16 protein-coding genes are annotated in these 16,376 nt (G+C 45.9%); 3 read left to right on the top strand and 13 right to left on the bottom strand.

Translation table 11 applies throughout. The annotated features are described in order from the left end of the window. Nucleotides 1-362: 362 nt before the first annotated feature. From thiI to pomA, 3 genes are all read right to left on the bottom strand, one after another. Entirely contained in the window at nt 363-1,811 is a 1,449-nt protein-coding gene (gene thiI, locus A142_RS14760) for a tRNA uracil 4-sulfurtransferase ThiI (protein WP_019824931.1), read from the bottom strand. Between the two features lie 316 nt (nt 1,812-2,127). Continuing rightward, nucleotides 2,128-3,075, bottom strand: coding sequence for a flagellar motor protein MotB (locus A142_RS14755; protein WP_017060777.1), 948 nt, complete (start codon nt 3,073-3,075; stop codon nt 2,128-2,130). Between the two features lie 12 nt (nt 3,076-3,087). Further along, on the bottom strand, nt 3,088-3,852 hold the full coding sequence (gene pomA / locus A142_RS14750; RefSeq protein WP_017060778.1) for a flagellar motor protein PomA: 765 nt from the start codon (nt 3,850-3,852) through the stop codon (nt 3,088-3,090). Nucleotides 3,853-4,150: 298 nt separating this feature from the next. Here pomA and xseB point away from each other — a divergent pair, with 298 nt between their 5' ends. Genes xseB through dxs form a run of 3 tightly spaced genes read left to right on the top strand, consistent with a single transcriptional unit; the run spans nt 4,151 to nt 7,203 of the window. Beyond that, a complete protein-coding gene (xseB, locus tag A142_RS14745) occupies nt 4,151-4,393 on the top strand; it encodes an exodeoxyribonuclease VII small subunit (protein ID WP_004734405.1) in 243 nt (80 codons plus the stop codon). A gap of 20 nt (nt 4,394-4,413) precedes the next feature. Continuing rightward, nucleotides 4,414-5,298: a (2E,6E)-farnesyl diphosphate synthase gene (gene ispA / locus A142_RS14740; protein ID WP_019824927.1), complete on the top strand. Its 885-nt coding sequence runs from the start codon at nt 4,414-4,416 to the stop codon at nt 5,296-5,298. Between the two features lie 21 nt (nt 5,299-5,319). Beyond that, complete coding sequence (dxs, locus tag A142_RS14735) at nt 5,320-7,203, top strand: 1-deoxy-D-xylulose-5-phosphate synthase (protein ID WP_019824925.1); 1,884 nt, start codon at nt 5,320-5,322, stop codon at nt 7,201-7,203. A gap of 105 nt (nt 7,204-7,308) precedes the next feature. Here the strand turns inward: dxs and pgpA are convergent, their stop codons facing one another. From pgpA to proB, 10 genes are all read right to left on the bottom strand, one after another. Further along, on the bottom strand, nt 7,309-7,815 hold the full coding sequence (gene pgpA / locus A142_RS14730) for a phosphatidylglycerophosphatase A (RefSeq protein ID WP_029405629.1): 507 nt from the start codon (nt 7,813-7,815) through the stop codon (nt 7,309-7,311). Beyond that, the gene (thiL, locus tag A142_RS14725) at nt 7,815-8,789 is read right to left on the bottom strand and encodes a thiamine-phosphate kinase (RefSeq protein WP_029405628.1); all 975 of its coding nucleotides are present in this window, start codon (nt 8,787-8,789) and stop codon (nt 7,815-7,817) included. Before thiL ends, pgpA begins: the two co-directional genes overlap by 1 nt. A gap of 114 nt (nt 8,790-8,903) precedes the next feature. Beyond that, nucleotides 8,904-9,371: a transcription antitermination factor NusB gene (gene nusB, locus A142_RS14720; protein WP_004734399.1), complete on the bottom strand. Its 468-nt coding sequence runs from the start codon at nt 9,369-9,371 to the stop codon at nt 8,904-8,906. Beyond that, nucleotides 9,371-9,841, bottom strand: coding sequence for a 6,7-dimethyl-8-ribityllumazine synthase (gene ribH / locus A142_RS14715; RefSeq protein WP_004741508.1), 471 nt, complete (start codon nt 9,839-9,841; stop codon nt 9,371-9,373). The genes nusB and ribH overlap by 1 nt, the downstream gene beginning before the upstream one ends. A 295-nt stretch (nt 9,842-10,136) precedes the next feature. After that, entirely contained in the window at nt 10,137-11,246 is a 1,110-nt protein-coding gene (gene ribBA / locus A142_RS14710; RefSeq protein WP_019824919.1) for a bifunctional 3,4-dihydroxy-2-butanone-4-phosphate synthase/GTP cyclohydrolase II, read from the bottom strand. 108 nt (nt 11,247-11,354) lie between these two features. Beyond that, nucleotides 11,355-12,011: a riboflavin synthase gene (locus tag A142_RS14705; RefSeq protein ID WP_010436361.1), complete on the bottom strand. Its 657-nt coding sequence runs from the start codon at nt 12,009-12,011 to the stop codon at nt 11,355-11,357. A 72-nt stretch (nt 12,012-12,083) separates the two neighbouring features. After that, nucleotides 12,084-13,160, bottom strand: a complete 1,077-nt coding sequence (gene ribD / locus A142_RS14700; RefSeq protein WP_029405627.1) for a bifunctional diaminohydroxyphosphoribosylaminopyrimidine deaminase/5-amino-6-(5-phosphoribosylamino)uracil reductase RibD — start codon at nt 13,158-13,160, stop codon at nt 12,084-12,086. Between the two features lie 40 nt (nt 13,161-13,200). Beyond that, a complete protein-coding gene (nrdR, locus tag A142_RS14695) occupies nt 13,201-13,650 on the bottom strand; it encodes a transcriptional regulator NrdR (RefSeq protein WP_004734394.1) in 450 nt (149 codons plus the stop codon). 156 nt (nt 13,651-13,806) lie between these two features. Then, nucleotides 13,807-15,057, bottom strand: a complete 1,251-nt coding sequence (locus tag A142_RS14690; protein WP_019824918.1) for a glutamate-5-semialdehyde dehydrogenase — start codon at nt 15,055-15,057, stop codon at nt 13,807-13,809. 66 nt (nt 15,058-15,123) lie between these two features. Continuing rightward, nucleotides 15,124-16,308 (bottom strand): glutamate 5-kinase, encoded by a 1,185-nt coding sequence (proB, locus tag A142_RS14685; RefSeq protein ID WP_019824916.1) that lies wholly within the window; start codon nt 16,306-16,308, stop codon nt 15,124-15,126. Nucleotides 16,309-16,376 lie beyond the last annotated feature (68 nt).

The raw sequence follows: 16,376 nt of genomic DNA, 5'->3' as shown, positions 1-16,376 counted from the left end.
CAAAGGAATGTAACAACAAGTTTATCAATAGCTGTGCTAATTAATCTTTATTATTTTTCATCGCTAATCACAGAATCAGACACCTACTCAAATAATCAACTGAACACATACAAATAGCACCATTGAGTTGCACTAAAAAGTAACAGAATACTTCAAGATACTCACACTTCTTCAGCACTTATAAACCCGTTTAGAGCTCACTCTTTCTATCAATCAAAATTTCAATGCTGAGCATGACGATAGCACGCCCAAACTCACGCCTCTGTCTGACTACTGTAAATCATTCACAATAGAAAATAAAAAAGCCGCTTACTTTTCAGTAAGCGGCTTTGCAAAATGATTAACGGTTGGTCAACACACCACTATGGGCGGTAAACCTTAACGTTATGGAAGCCTTGCTCTTGTAGGTAAAGTGCCTGTAGACGGCTCATTACACCACGGTCACAGTACAGCAAGTACTCTTTCGCTTGGTCTAGATCGCCAAACTGAGTCGAAAGCTTGAAGAATGGGATGTGTTTAATTTCAACACCATCGATCTCTAGCGGGCTTTCGTCTTCTTCTTCTGGGCTACGGATATCAAGAACAATAGCGTCCTCAGCAACCGCTTGAACTTGTTCAACTTCTGGAGCTTGCTCTTGGCTCTCTTTCTCGATGTCACGGATATCCATAACACGAGCGTTCTCGATTACTTGATCCAGCACTTCAAAGTTAAACTTAGCTTCTTCTGCTTCTAGTTTACCTTTCTTCGCTTTCACGGTTGGCTTCTTAGAGATAACACCACAGTACTCAGGCATTATCTTAGCGAAGTCTTCAGTACCGATGATACGAGAAAGGTCGATGATGTCTTCTTTGTCCCAGTTGATAAGCGGACGAAGAATCAAAGTGTCTGTCACGTTGTCGATGTGGCGAAGGTTAGTTAGCGTTTGGCTAGAAACCTGGCCAAGTGCTTCACCTGTTACTAGAGCTTCAATACCGAAGCGCTCTGCAACCATACCACCAGCACGCATGAACATACGCTTAAGAACAACGCCCATTTGGCCGTCTTCTACGTTCTCAAGGATTTCAGCAACCACAGGTTCAAAGTCTACAGAAATGAACTTCACCTTTGCAGATGAGCCGTATTTATTCCATAGGTAGTGAGCTACTTGCTTAACGCCAATCTCGTGCGCTGGGCCACCAAGGTTGAAGAAACAGTAGTGAACCTTAGAGCCACGTTTGATGTGCAGGTAGCTTGAAACACCAGAATCAAAGCCGCCTGAGATCAAGCTTAGTAGATCTTCTTGAGTGCCAAGAGGGAAGCCACCTAGGCCTTTGTGACGAGCTAGAACTTGGTTTAGCTTGTCGTTAGCCACTTCAACCTTAACGGTTACATCAGGGTTCTTAAGTCGAACTTTCGCTGACTCAACTGCTTGGTTTAGACCGCCGCCTACGTAGCGCTCAAGTTCAATAGAGGTAAAGTCATGCTTACCACGACGCTTAGCACGTACAGAGAAAGTCTTGCCTTCAATATCAGCACGGCTGCGTTCTAGTACTTGCTCGTAAATATCGTGCAAGTCTTTGAACTCAGACTGTTGAACTTCAAGAGAGTGGTGAATACCTGGAGTGTGAGTCAGAGCCTCTAACACTTCAGCGTAGTACTGGTCACTCTCAGATGTCACTTCGATATGATCGCGACGGTTGAATACCGCAACACTTTCACAGCGACGTTGAATAACGTTACGAATGTTGCACTCTAGAATCCTTGTGAAGCGCTTACGCACCGATTCACTTTTTACAAAAATTTCCGGATGGGGCTTAACAATAAATTTCATAGTACTTTCACAACATTAATGTTCAAAATTTTGAAAACGCTCATCGCCAAGTAAATTAGAGAATTTACACAGCACTTGAAGCAAGAATAGATCATATCTAAATCTAAGGGCGCGAATTATACATGAGAAAGTGAAGCAAGGAAAAGAGTGCTTGCTGCAACACCATCATTAAACCGCTTGTTATTAACAGTAGCAGGTTTCGAAACGACATAAATACCGCAAAGAACCATTGAAGACCAGCAAACAAAAAGCCCAACCTCATTATAAGGTTGGGCTTTCGATGCTATCTGCATGCTACCGTGTGTACACGTATAGGCTATTCATTAATAACAGGCACTTCATCACTGTAAAGCGGTTCGCCCTGCATGATGCTGATTTCAACGCGGCGGTTGAGGCTACGTTGCCATTCAGTATCGTTCGGCTCGACTGGTTCGGTATCCGCCATGCCACGTACTCTCAAGCGTTGATGAGAGAAACCACGCACCTTTTCCATCTCTTGAGCAACAGACACTGCTCGCTGTGATGACAAGTCCCAATTAGAGCGATAAAGCTCGGAATCAAGACGTTGATTATCGGTGTGCCCTGAGATTCGAACAATACCTGGAACATCTTTAACCAGTTCAGCTACCTGTCTCACCAAAGGTCGGAACTTAGGCTGTAGGAAAGCAGAACCTGATGGGAATGCACCCTTCTCACGAATTCGAATCACAATCTGCTGGCCAAGATTTTCAACTTCAATCGCGCCTTGGTCTATCTCTCGCTCCAACGCCTTCTTGATGCTTTCCATTAAGGTTTCCATCTCTTGCGATTGAGCTTCAGCTTGTTGTTGCTGTTGGTCTGACTCAGAGTTTTGATTGTCGTGAGTCGAAACCTCTGGCGACTTGCCTCCGGTCATCTTGCCTTGATCACGCATGGTACCGCCAGCACGCTCAGATTCACCTTCATGAAACTCCAGCGTTTGCTGCGTAATATCAATCGTCTGCTGCATGATCACATCAATCGGTGTCGGCTCTGGACGACCAGGTCGAAACTCTTGTGCAATGATGCTGGTGCCTTTAGGAATGTCTTTCACTTCCAAGCGGTTTTGTACACCAAACGCAAATTTCATCGAGCCAGCGATCTGTTTGAACTTCAGGACGTCCATCTCAGAGAATGAGAGCAGCAGTACGAAGAAACACATCAGCAGCGACATCAAGTCAGCAAATGTCCCCATCCATTGAGGTAACCCAGGAGGAGGACATTTACATGGATTCTCTTCATCCATCTTCAACTCCTCTTACGCCGGTTCACCATCAATCGTGCGCTTACCTTCGTTCAGGTAGCTCTTGAGGTAACCATCAATAACTCGTGGGTTCTGGCCATCTTGAATCGCTAATACGCCATCCATCACCAAACGACGGTTGAGTGTCTCTTGGTCACGACGTAACGCAAGTTTGTCAGCAATTGGAAAGAACACCATGTTCGAAAGAATCGCACCATATAGTGTGGTTAAAAGTGCCACCGCCATCGCAGGACCGATCGCTTTAGGATCATCCATGTTCGAAAGCATGGCTACCAGGCCAACCAAGGTACCAATCATACCCATCGCAGGGGCAACATCACCGAATGCAGAGAACACTTTCGCGCCCTGCTCGTGACGTTCTGTGGTTAATGCTATGTCTTTTTGCAGTGCAGCACGCACCACATCACCATCATGGCCATCCACCAATAGGTCGATGCCCTTTTGCATGAAACTGTTGTTAATTTCCATCTCTTCAAGTGCTAAGAAGCCACCTTTACGAGCAGCGTCAGCCATCTCTACAACTTTCGCAATAAGATCTTCAGGCTCATCCGCTTTAAACATAAAAGCTTTGCCTGCGATTTTAGTCGCACCAAAGAACTGTCCCATGGTGAACTTCATTAGAACAACAAAGGTTGAGCCACCAACTACGATCAAAATGGATGTCGTGTCATAGAACATCCCGAGGCTTCCACCTAGGATCATTGCCATAATTACAAAGGCAAATCCACCAATCAAACCTATTAGGGTTGCTAAATCCACTGAGCACTCCTCATGCTTTTTTGTAGCTCTATGTCGACGATAATCTTTGTATCGGCAAGACTATAAGATCTTTTAGTAAATTCTTGGCCTAAGTATCACACTTTTCGTTTTTGAATCCCAACTATTGGCTTACTTTGCTCTTATACGTAGCGTATAAACTCGATAAAGCTAAGGTTATTCAAGCAAAGTGCGTTCAAGCCCCTTAAAAACGAACTTTCTAGCAAAATTTCTTGGTTACATTTGACCATCTCAGCGGCCTAGGGTAACGTTCGTTCATCTTTCCAAACGCAGATTTATTATGGCTACTAAGAAACCTGAAAATATGAGCTTTGAAGCAGCAATCGAAGAGCTTGATGGCTTGGTTGATCAACTAGAAAATGGTGATCTAGCTTTAGATGATGCGCTGAAAAAGTTCGAACGAGGCATCTCCCTCGCTCGTGCCGGTCAAAGCAAACTAAATGATGCTGAACAGCGTGTTAGCATCCTACTGCAAAATGATGAAAACGCAGAACTTAGTGACTTTAACCCACAACCAGAATAACGAATTGTATGAGATCCCCTATGATCGAGACTTTATTGTCTTATCAAGCACGTAATAACGAGCAATTGAACCTTTGGCTTGATCGCCTACCACACCAAAATCAGAACCTGATCAACGCGATGCGTTATGGGTTACTTTTAGGCGGTAAACGCGCACGTCCATTTCTTGTCTACATTACAGGGGAAATGCTCGGCTGCACCGCTGAAGAACTCGACACTCCAGCATCTGCAATCGAATGTATTCATGCCTATTCTCTGATTCACGACGACCTTCCAGCAATGGACGACGATGAACTGCGTCGTGGCCATCAGACTTGTCACATCAAATACGATGAAGCAACGGCAATTTTAACTGGCGATGCACTACAAACTCTCGCGTTTACTATACTTGCGGAAGGTACATTAAGTGCTGACGGTGAAAGCAATCGCGTTCAAATGATTCAACGCCTAGCTGAAGCCTCTGGTGCACAAGGTATGTGTATTGGACAAGCACTTGATATTGAAGCTGAAAACCGCTCTGTCACGCTAGAAGAGTTAGAAGAAGTTCATCGCAATAAAACGGGTGCGCTAATGAAATGTGCGATTCGTTTAGGTGCGCTTGCTGCTGGTGAAAAAGCGTTTGAAGTGATGCCTCAATTAGACAAGTACGCCGATGCCATTGGATTAGCATTCCAGGTTCAAGATGATATTTTAGATATCACTAGCGATACTGAAACTTTGGGTAAACCACAGGGTTCTGACCAAGAATTGAACAAAAGCACCTACCCTTCTTTGTTAGGTTTAGAGGGCGCTCAAGAAAAAGCGCAAACTCTGCTACAGGAAGCGCTTCAAGCTTTGGCTGCAATCCCATACAATACCCAGTCACTCGAAGAGTTCGCCCGATACGTCATCGAGCGCAAGAACTAAGACAATAAGCGCGCATTACCTATGACTCTTGATATATCAAAGTACCCAACTCTTGCTTTGGCTGATAAGCCAGAGGATTTGCGTCTACTTCCAAAAGAGACGCTTACACAGCTTTGTGATGAATTACGTACCTATCTTCTTAACTCAGTGAGCCAGTCAAGCGGTCACTTAGCGTCAGGCTTAGGTACAGTGGAGCTGACAGTTGCTCTGCACTATGTGTACAACACGCCTTTTGACCAGTTGGTTTGGGATGTTGGCCACCAAGCATACCCGCATAAAATTCTTACTGGTCGTCGCGACCGCTTGTCGACTATCCGTCAAAAAGATGGACTGCACCCATTCCCATGGCGTCAAGAGAGCGAATACGACACCCTTTCTGTTGGTCACTCTTCAACGTCGATCAGTGCTGCACTTGGTATGGCTATCAGTGCGAAGAAAGAAGGCAAGAACCGTAAAGTCGTGAGTGTGATTGGTGATGGCGCGATTACAGCAGGTATGGCATTTGAAGCCATGAACCATGCGGGCGATATTCACAATGACATGCTGGTTATCCTGAACGATAACGAGATGTCGATCTCTGAAAACGTAGGTGCGCTAAACAACCACCTAGCTCAAGTTCTTTCTGGCAGTCTTTACACGTCAATTCGTGAGGGCGGCAAGAAAGTGCTATCAGGCGTTCCGCCGATTAAAGAGCTGGTTCGTCGTACAGAAGAACATCTAAAAGGCATGGTAGTCCCTGGCACCATGTTCGAAGAGTTAGGCTTTAACTACATTGGCCCAATTGATGGTCACGATGTCAATGAGCTGATTAAAACGCTTAAGAACATGAGAGACCTTAAAGGTCCTCAGTTCCTGCATATCATGACTAAGAAAGGCAAAGGCTACGAGCCAGCTGAGAAAGATCCAATCGGTTACCACGGCGTACCGAAATTCGATCCCGCACACTCAAGTCTGCCTAAGAGCACCAGCTCTAAACCAACTTTCTCTAAGATTTTTGGCGACTTCCTGTGTGATATGGCCGCGCAAGATCCTAAGCTGATGGCGATCACGCCTGCAATGCGTGAAGGCTCTGGCATGGTGCGTTTCTCGAAAGAGTACCCAGAACAATACTTCGACGTAGCGATTGCTGAGCAGCATGCTGTGACGCTAGCAACCGGTATGGCGATTGCGGGTGATAAGCCGATAGTCGCTATCTACTCGACGTTCCTACAACGTGGTTACGATCAACTGATCCACGATGTGGCTATCATGGACTTACCGGTCATGTTCGCTATCGACCGTGCTGGTCTTGTCGGCGCTGATGGTCAAACACACCAAGGTGCGTTCGACTTAAGCTTTATGCGTTGCATTCCAAACATGGTGATCATGGCGCCAAGCGACGAAAACGAATGTCGTCAAATGCTTTACACCGGCCACCAGCACACAGGTCCAAGTGCCGTTCGTTACCCTCGCGGTAATGGTATGGGCACTGAGATACAAAGTGAATTTACCGCGCTTGAGATTGGTAAAGGTCGTATCGTTCGCGAAAGCGAAAAAGCAAAAGATGGCTCGAAAGTCGCTATCTTAAGCTTCGGTACTTTCCTTGAGAGTGCACTTCAAGCCGCTGACGCCATCGATGCGACGGTTGCAGATATGCGCTTTGTGAAACCACTCGATGAAGCTCTAATCAAACAACTTGCTGCTGACCACGATGTTCTGGTAACTATCGAAGAGAATGCGATTGCAGGTGGTGCGGGCGCAGGTGTGATTGAATTCTTGATGCAAGAGAAACTGCTGATGCCAGTATTGAACCTTGGCCTACCAGACAAGTTCATTGCTCAAGGTACGCAAGGCGAACTGCATGAAGAGCTTGGTTTGGACGCGAAAGGTATTGAGAAGTCTATCTCTGACTACCTTGCTAAATAGCCTTAATACGTAAGCTCGTAAGCTCGTAAGCTCCGCAAACAAAAAAGGTTGGCCCTAGGGTCAACCTTTTTAGTATCTGCTAATTAGTTTGGTCTTTCAGTTAGCTCACACTAACCAACCAGCGAAATGTGCCACGGCATACAACGAAATAGCCGCCATAATACCCGCTACAATATCGTCAATCATGATACCTAAACCGCCGTGAATTCGTGCATCTAACCAACCAATCGGCCATGGTTTCACCATGTCAAAGAAGCGGAAAAGCACAAAACCAGTCAGCAGCCACTTCCAGTCATCAGCAGGGATATTCAACATAGGCACTAAGCTCATGGTGATCCAAAAGCCCGCAAACTCATCCCAAACGATAGAACCGTGGTCATGCACGCCCATATCGTCAGACGTTACTTGGCAGATCTTAATACCAATCATGCAGCTTACCACCACCACGGCAACGTAAGCAGGAAACGGTAACTGAACCAACAATAGGTACAACGGAATTGACGCAAGCGTGCCCATTGTGCCGGGAATAATAGGCGATAAGCCACTGCCAAAACCCGTTGCTAAGAAATGCCAAGGGTTTTTAAGAGAAATAAGAGAAAGTGGGTTTGTCATCAATTAACCTTAAAGTGATCGTAACCAGTTAAGTTCCAGCTTAGTGGTTCACCATTATTGTGTAATTCAAAATATTCTACAGGTCTTATCTGGCCAATGCAGGTGACTTTTGTACCTGTGTGTGACAAAGCACTTTCCAACGACCCTTTATTCTCTTCTGGTACAGTAAAGCACAGCTCGTACTCTTCACCACTCGTTAGCGCATACTGCTGAGCTGAAATGATATCAGGAGCGAACTGACGTAATTCTGCAGAGATAGGCAGCGTGCTTACATCAATACTCGCGCCAACTTGAGAACGCTTAAGGATATGTTTTAAATCAGCAATAACACCATCAGAGATATCAATCGCCGATGAAGCAAGGTTCACTAGCGCCTGACCAGCTAACACTCGTGGAGTGCTCACATAATGTCTCTCTTCTAGCTCAGCAGCATAGGGCTTCGCTTTGTTCTGCTCTGGGTTAAGTAGCACCTCTAGGCCAGCTTTACTGTCACCTAGGTTACCTGTTACGTAAATCCAGTCACCCACTTTCGCGCCATCTCTGCGCAGCGCTCGCCCTTCAGGAACAAAGCCTTGTACAGTCAGTGTCAGGCTTAGTGGGCCTTTGGTGGTGTCGCCACCAATTAACTGAATACCAAAGTAGTCTGCGAGTTTAAAAAAAGAGTCACAGAAAGGAGCAAGCCATGCTTCGTCGATTTCAGGCATAGTTAAAGCAAAAGAGACCCACGCCGGCGTTGCGCCCATAGCGGCAAGATCACTGATATTGGAAGCCAACGCCTTGTGCGCCACCCAAGCCGGATTCGCCTCAGCTAAGAAATGGGTACCAGCCACTAAGGTGTCGGTGCTGATCGCTATCTCAACATTGCCCGGCGCTTTGACCAAAGCACAATCATCGCCAGCAGCCAGAAGAACGTCTTTACGTTGTGGTTGTCGATTTACAAAATATTTTTCAATCAGGTTAAATTCGCCAGACATCACATGCCCTATCTTTAGTCTCATAAAAATCGCCGTAATTATGGATATCACAGAAATTTAGTTACAAAAAAGGCCAGCATAAAAGCTGACCTTTAGATTCAATATACGAACGTCTTATTTCTTACGAACGTGCGGTGCAGCTTTATCAAGCACACCGTTAACAAACTTATGGCTGTCTTCTGCTGCAAATACTTTTGCAAGCTCGATAGCTTCGTTGATAACCACTTTGTATGGTACATCTTCGCGACGAGTCATCTCGTACATAGCTAAACGTAGAAGCGCTAGTTCCATCAAATCCAGATCTTGCATAGGGCGAGATACGAATGGACGAAGCTTGCTATCAAGTTCCATGTGGCTAAGAGCAACACCAGTTAATAGGTCGCGGAAGTATGCAACGTCTGTTTCTGGCATAGCAAGAGCAGGCTCTGCAGCATGATGCTCTTCTTCATCATACTTACCACCAGATAAGAACTGTTCTTCAACGGTAGCAATATTTTCTTTAGTAATTTGCCAAGAATAAATTGCTTGTAGAGCAAATTGACGTGCGTTACGACGTGCGGCTGGTTTCACACTGGCCCCCATTAGGAATCGATTTCAGAAAGAACGTTGATCATCTCAAGTGCGCTAAGTGCTGCTTCTGCACCCTTATTACCAGCCTTGGTTCCTGCGCGTTCAATAGCTTGATCGATCGTATCAACAGTAAGAACACCAAACGCTACTGGAAGAGAATATTCCAGAGACACCTGTGCCAAACCTTTATTACATTCACTACAAACATAGTCAAAGTGAGGTGTACCGCCACGAATTACTGTACCAAGAGATACAATCGCATCGAACTTACCTGTTTTTGCAACGCGCTGCGCTACAAGTGGAAGTTCTACTGCACCAGGGCAACGAACAACAGTGATGTTGTCTTCGCTTACTTGTCCATGACGCTTTAAAGTATCGATTGCACCAGAAAGTAAACTTTCGTTAATAAAACTGTTGAAACGAGCAATAACGATAGCAATTTTTGCATTTGGCGCTGGGAAGCCACCCTCGATCACTTTCATAAGCCTTCCTTTAACTATTTTCATCAAGTGAGAATCGCCGGATTCTAGCACAAAACTGTGAGCAATATCTAATGGTAATTTAGAAGAACAGACACTGGCAATGTAAAGATGATAATGCAGCGCTGATCCCAAGCATATAGCAACAGCGAGGAGCCAAGTTTGTGTATTGAACACGTTTTGAGTCGAACTTGGCTACTTTGCCCTTTTGGCAAAACTTATCACCAAAAGAGCCACTGAAATCATCGGTAAACTATGTCGCTACAAACGGAGAAACGTCTGCTCGCTGACGCATGATTTATTCGCAAACGTACTCAACAACGTTAAGACCAAAACCACCCAATGCGTGGTAACGCTTAGAGCTTGAAGAAAGCAGACGCATATCGTGCACGCCTAGGTCTTGAAGAATCTGAGAACCGACACCAACACGACGCGAGGTACCCTGCTTCTTCGCCATAGTTGGCTGCTCGTTCTTGTCTTGCGCTTCGAATGTCTTCACTTTGTGAATCAAAGAGTCAGACGACTCTTCGTTGCCAAGAATAACCAACACACCGCCTTCGTCGCCAATGCGCTTCATTGCTTTATCTAGCGACCAGCTGCGTTCAGTACCACGGTCTGAATGAAGCAGATCAGTGAACGTGTCATGCAGATGAACACGTACCAAAGGAGCACCTTCAGATAGGTCACCTTTTTGCATCGCGTAGTGGATCTGGTTATCAATTGTATCGCGGTAAGTCACCAACTCGAAATCACCAAACTCTGTTGGTAAATGGCATTGTGCTACACGCTCAATCGTTGTTTCTGTGTTGTTGCGGTATTCAATCAAGTCTGCAATGGTGCCTAGCTTGATGTCATGCTTTTCTGCGAACACTTCAAGATCTGGGCGACGAGCCATGGTGCCGTCGTCGTTTAAGATCTCAACGATAACAGATGCTGGCTCACAGCCTGCTAGACGTGCTAAATCACAACCTGCTTCTGTGTGCCCTGCGCGAGTCAGAACACCGCCATCTTGCGCTGTCAGTGGGAAAATATGACCAGGTTGAACAAGGTCTGCCGCTTTTGCATCTTTCGCCACTGCCGCTTGAACCGTCACTGCCCGATCTGATGCAGAGATACCCGTCGTTACACCTTCAGCCGCTTCAATCGAAACCGTAAAGTTCGTGGTGTACTGTGCATTGTTGTCTTGAACCATAGGGGCTAGACCCATACGGCTTGAACGCTCTTTGGTTAGCGTCAGACAGATTAAGCCGCGGCCATACATCGCCATGAAGTTAATCGCTTCTGGCGTGACATGTTCTGCTGCCATGATCAGATCGCCTTCATTCTCGCGATCTTCATCATCCATCAGGATAACCATTTTTCCTAGGCGAATGTCTTCAATAATTTCTTGAGGAGTACTAATTGGCATTGTTCTATATCCTTTGAAATGGTTCTGCTTCCTAGAACCGACACTATTTAAACCTGATGATATTGCTTCGCTTTACAAAGTCTCGCTTGACGCACTTTGTCTCAACGGTTAGGCAAAACCATTCTGCTGTAAGAATTCCATCGTCAATCGAGATTCAGGCTCAGACTCTTGTTGCTGACCTTGCAGTAAACGCTCCATGTAACGCGCTAATACATCAACTTCTAGATTCACTTTACGACCGACATTGAATTGGTCGATGGTGGTTTCTGAAGAAGTGTGAGGGACGATAGTCAGCTTGAATGCGTTCTTGCGTAAATCGTTCACAGTCAGGCTGATGCCATCGACCGTTACTGAGCCTTTTTGAGCCACGTATTTTGAGATTTCTGCTGGCATTTCTACCCAGAATTCAATCGCACGACCGACTTGATTACGTTCAACAATCTCACCCACGCCATCAACGTGACCAGACACGATGTGTCCACCGAAACGCGTGGTTGGTAACATTGCTTTCTCAAGGTTAACTTTATCGCCTGCTTGGTAATCGACAAAACCCGTCTTTTTCAGGGTCTCAAGCGAAAGGTCTGCACTGTAGCTGTGGTCGTTATACTCAACAACTGTCAAACACACACCATTGGTAGCGATACTGTCGCCTAACTTAACGTCAGCCATATCAAGCTTACCAACATTAACCGTTACGGTGATGTCTTCTCCGCGGGGAGTGATTGCACTCAATGTACCTACGGCTTCTACAATTCCTGTAAACATTTTAAAACTCTTTTTGTTGTCAACGACACGTATGCAGTTGGAGTAACTATTTCCACTATGGTTTCGTTACTATCAGTTTCGAAATACGGGTTTCGCAACGATGCGAATATCCACACCAACCTGTCGAACATCTTTAATTTCTAGGTCAATAACTTCAGACATTGAAGTGAGCCCTAATGCGCCCATCAAACCTCGTCCGTCACTGCCCATAAGTTTAGGTGCTAAATAGAGGATTAGCTCATCCACCAACTGCTCTTCAATCAAGCTTTTTGCCAATGTTGCGCCCGCTTCGACCCAAATATGGTCGATATGATTCGCAGGTAATTGACGCATCAGATCGTGCAAATCGAGCTGACCAGCATCTGTAGTTGCGACTTCAATATCAGCAGACGCTTCGGCAACTCTCAACACTGATGTTGGAGTCTGGAATAACTTGAGCTCAGGACGCAGTTGGTTTTGACGATCAAGAATCACGCGAATCGGCTGACGCAGCTCGTCTTCAGCGTAATGATCTTTGATACTGCTTGGCAACTCTGCCCAACGAACATTCAACGACGCGTTGTCTTCAATCACCGTCTGGCTAGTTGACAACACAGCGCCTGATTTTGCTCGGTAGTTCTGAACATCACAACGCGCTTCTGGCGATGTAATCCACTGGCTTTGACCATTTTCCAATGCTGTTTGGCCATCAAGGCTAGCGGCCATCTTTAACTGAACGAATGGCATGCCAGTTTGCATACGCTTGATAAATGCAGGGTTCAAGTCGAGAGCATCTTGCTCTAGCAAACCGATTTCAACCTCAATACCCGCATCGCGTAACATTTTGATACCACGACCTGCGACTTTTGGGTTTGGGTCCTGCATGGCACAAATCACTTTGACTACTTGAGCCTTAATCAAACCTTCAGCACAAGGCGGCGTTCGACCGTAATGAGAGCAAGGTTCTAGCGTGACATAAGCCGTCGCACCTTTTGCTTTGTCGCCCGCCATTCGCATGGCATGTACTTCAGCATGAGGTTCGCCAGCTTTGGCATGAAAACCTTCGCCAACGATCTGACCGTCGGTTTGTACAATGACACAACCCACATTCGGATTTGGTGCAGTAGTGTAAATGCCGCGTTTTGCTAACTGAATAGCACGCGACATCATTTGAAAATCTAGGGGAGTAAAGTTTGACATGATTGAGGCGTTAATCCTCTAATTTAGCGATTTCTTCGCCAAACTCTCGGATGTCTTCAAAGCTGCGGTAAACAGAGGCAAAACGAATGTACGCCACTTTATCCAATTCTTTCAATTGGCCCATCACAAGATTACCAATCATCTCGCTTGGTACTTCACGCTCACCAGTTGCACGGAGTTGTGACTTAATCGTACTGATCGCAAGTTCAATCGCATCAGCACTCACTGGGCGTTTTTCTAGGGCGCGCTGTACACCACCCACCATTTTATCTTCATTAAATGGTTCGCGGTTTCCATTCGACTTTATGACCTTAGGCATCACAAGTTCTGCCGATTCGAACGTAGTAAAACGTTCACTACATGCAAGGCATTGACGGCGACGACGTACCTGATGGCCATCGGCTACCAGTCTTGAATCGATTACTTTAGTGTCGTTCTCTGAACAAAAAGGACAATGCATATCACCTCCAAATAATTGAATATCAGTGTAACGGAATTGCCAAACGTTAGGAAAGAAAAAGGGCCAATTAAGGCCCTTTTGTGTGGTGATTCATTGATTATTGCTACTCGATCGCCATTTCAAAAATGAGCTGAGGAGTAAAATTAACGACCAGCGTTAACCGCGGACCAAATAGTTCGCTTTACCTACCCATTTGTAGCTTGTCAGCTCTTCTAAACCCATTGGGCCGCGAGCATGCAATTTCTGAGTAGACACGGCGACTTCAGCGCCTAAACCAAACTGTGCGCCATCAGTGAAACGTGTTGATGCATTCACATAAACCGCTGCAGAACCAACAGAGTTAATGAAACGCTCTGAGCTCTCTAGGCTGTTAGTCATGATCGCGTCTGAGTGACTCGCGTTGTGTACACGCATGTGGTCAATCGCTTCTGTCACATCCGCTACCACTTTCACGCCGAGCGTGTAGCTTAGCCATTCAGTGTCAAAGTCGCCCTCAACCGCATCACGTTGGCCTTCAAAATCCGCTAGCAGTGATTTTGCACTGGTATCTGCAACCAAGGTTACCTTACCTGCTAAACGCTGTTTCAGCTTAGTTAAGAAAGCTTCAGCAACCGCTTCATGCACTAGCAGTGTATCTAACGAGTTACACGCTGATGGGCGCTGAACTTTAGAGTTTTCGACCACATCGACAGATTTATCAAGATCAGCACTTTCATCAACGAAGATATGGCTGATACCAAAGCCGCCGATGATAACTGGAATGGTGCTGTTCTCTTTACACATCTTGTGCAAGCCAGCGCCGCCACGAGGAATGATCATATCCACGTAGTCGTCCAGTTTAAGCAATTGAGAAACGAGTTCACGATCAGGCTTCTCGATGTACTGAACAGAAGCGGCTGGAAGCTCCGCTTTCTCTAATGCAGACTGGATAACTTTAACCAGTTCCATATTCGAGAAAAACGTCTCTTTACCACCACGTAGAATGCTTGCGTTACCTGTCTTCAGACACAGAGCTGCAATATCGATGGTTACGTTTGGACGCGCTTCATAGATAACACCCACCACACCAAGTGGTACGCGACGACGAGACAGCGACATACCGTTTTCCAGTACTTTGCTGTCAATCTCGCTGCCAACTGGGTCATTCAGGCTAATCACGTTACGCACATCGTTAGCGATACCGGTTAAGCGCTCTTCATTAAGAAGTAGACGATCAAGCAGCGCGTCAGTTAAACCCGCTTCGCGACCTAATTCGATATCTTTCGCGTTCGCTTCTAAAATCGTTGCTGCGTTTGCTTCTAGCTCATCAGCGATGATCGCCAATGCTTTATTCTTTTGCGCCGTAGATGCGGTCGCTAGGTGGAAAGCAGCGTCTTTTGCTGCGATACCCATGTTAGTTAAATCCACGTTTAACTCTCCCTAAATTCTGTCTGTCTTTGGATGCAAAAAGGCGATTCGCCTTATCATCACGAGCTATTCTTGGATTACAACAAGGTCGTCACGGTGAATGACTTCTGACCCATAATCGTATCCAAGAATGTCGCCAATATCTTTACTGTGCTTACCTGCAATTTTTGCTAGGTCTTGGCTTGAATAACTGGCGATACCACGCGCAATTACTTTGCCTTTACTGTCTGTGACTTGGGTAACTTCACCACGAGAGAATTCGCCTTTAACTCGAACAACCCCTTTCGCCAACAAGCTGCTGCCTTTGGTGTTGACTGCGTTTACTGCGCCGTCGTCAACCACGATGTCACCTGCTGAAGCAGGGCCCGCTAAAATCCAGCGTTTACGGTTTTCAAGCGCTTCCGATAAAGGCAAGAAACGTGTGCCTTGTGGGTTATCACTCAGTGAATCAAACACCACATTTTCAGCACTGCCCGCCGCAATAATCACTTCGATGCCTGCGCGACGAGCAATGTCAGCCGCCTGCAGTTTTGTTGCCATGCCGCCGGTACCTAATGTCGTACCGCTGCCGCCTGCGATCTTACGCAGTGTGTCATCAATAGTTTTCACTTCTTTGATGAGCTCAGCATTTGGATCTTTACGAGGGTCAGCCGTAAACAGGCCTTTTTGGTCTGTTAGTAGCAAAAGCTTATCAGCGCCGCACAAAATACCTACTAAGGCCGACAAGTTATCATTGTCGCCCACTTTAATTTCGTTGGTGGCTACTGCATCGTTTTCGTTTACTACCGGAATAATATCGTGTTCAACAAGTGCGTTGATCGTGTCACGTGCATTAAGAAAACGCTCGCGATCATCGAGATCAGCACGAGTCAGTAGCATCTGGCCAATCTTAAGGCCATAGATAGCAAACAAAGACTCCCAAACTTGAATCAACTGGCTTTGCCCAACTGCCGCAAGCAACTGTTTGCTCGCCATTGAGTTGGGAAGTGCGGGGTAACCAAGGTGCTCACGTCCTGCTGCAATTGCGCCAGACGAAACCATAACCACAGAGTGGCCTTGTTTTTTTAATTCAGCACATTGACGAACCAGCTCAACCATATGAGCGCGGTCTAATGCCAATGTTCCACCTGTTAAGACACTGGTACCCAGTTTAACAACGACAGTTTTACGCTGTGTTGTTGTCCCGCTTTGATGATTTGTTGTCATGAAGTCTTTTATGGATAAAACAAATAAGAGGTGATGTTTTAGCAATCAAAAGGGGAATTCACAAGCAGAAAAGGTGCGAAATCGCACCTTTTTGCTTTATATAGAAGAGTAAC

The sequence above is a fragment of the Vibrio splendidus 12E03 genome, from assembly GCF_000272105.2.
Classification (GTDB): Bacteria; Pseudomonadota; Gammaproteobacteria; order Enterobacterales; family Vibrionaceae; genus Vibrio; species Vibrio splendidus_I.
This window is presented reverse-complemented; position numbering and strand designations above follow the sequence as displayed.

Excerpts from the sequence above, each read along its gene's own strand:
- thiI (WP_019824931.1), bottom strand. The coding sequence starts at position 1,811 with ATGAAATTTATTGTTAAGCCCCATCCGGAAATTTTTGTAAAAAGTGAA.
- A142_RS14755 (WP_017060777.1), bottom strand. The coding sequence starts at position 3,075 with ATGGATGAAGAGAATCCATGTAAATGTCCTCCTCCTGGGTTACCTCAA.
- xseB (WP_004734405.1), top strand. The coding sequence starts at position 4,151 with ATGGCTACTAAGAAACCTGAAAATATGAGCTTTGAAGCAGCAATCGAA.
- ispA (WP_019824927.1), top strand. The coding sequence starts at position 4,414 with ATGATCGAGACTTTATTGTCTTATCAAGCACGTAATAACGAGCAATTG.
- dxs (WP_019824925.1), top strand. The coding sequence starts at position 5,320 with ATGACTCTTGATATATCAAAGTACCCAACTCTTGCTTTGGCTGATAAG.
- pgpA (WP_029405629.1), bottom strand. The coding sequence starts at position 7,815 with ATGACAAACCCACTTTCTCTTATTTCTCTTAAAAACCCTTGGCATTTC.
- thiL (WP_029405628.1), bottom strand. The coding sequence starts at position 8,789 with ATGTCTGGCGAATTTAACCTGATTGAAAAATATTTTGTAAATCGACAA.
- nusB (WP_004734399.1), bottom strand. The coding sequence starts at position 9,371 with ATGGGGGCCAGTGTGAAACCAGCCGCACGTCGTAACGCACGTCAATTT.
- ribH (WP_004741508.1), bottom strand. The coding sequence starts at position 9,841 with ATGAAAGTGATCGAGGGTGGCTTCCCAGCGCCAAATGCAAAAATTGCT.
- ribBA (WP_019824919.1), bottom strand. The coding sequence starts at position 11,246 with ATGCCAATTAGTACTCCTCAAGAAATTATTGAAGACATTCGCCTAGGA.
- A142_RS14705 (WP_010436361.1), bottom strand. The coding sequence starts at position 12,011 with ATGTTTACAGGAATTGTAGAAGCCGTAGGTACATTGAGTGCAATCACT.
- ribD (WP_029405627.1), bottom strand. The coding sequence starts at position 13,160 with ATGATGTCGCGTGCTATTCAGTTAGCAAAACGCGGCATTTACACTACT.
- nrdR (WP_004734394.1), bottom strand. The coding sequence starts at position 13,650 with ATGCATTGTCCTTTTTGTTCAGAGAACGACACTAAAGTAATCGATTCA.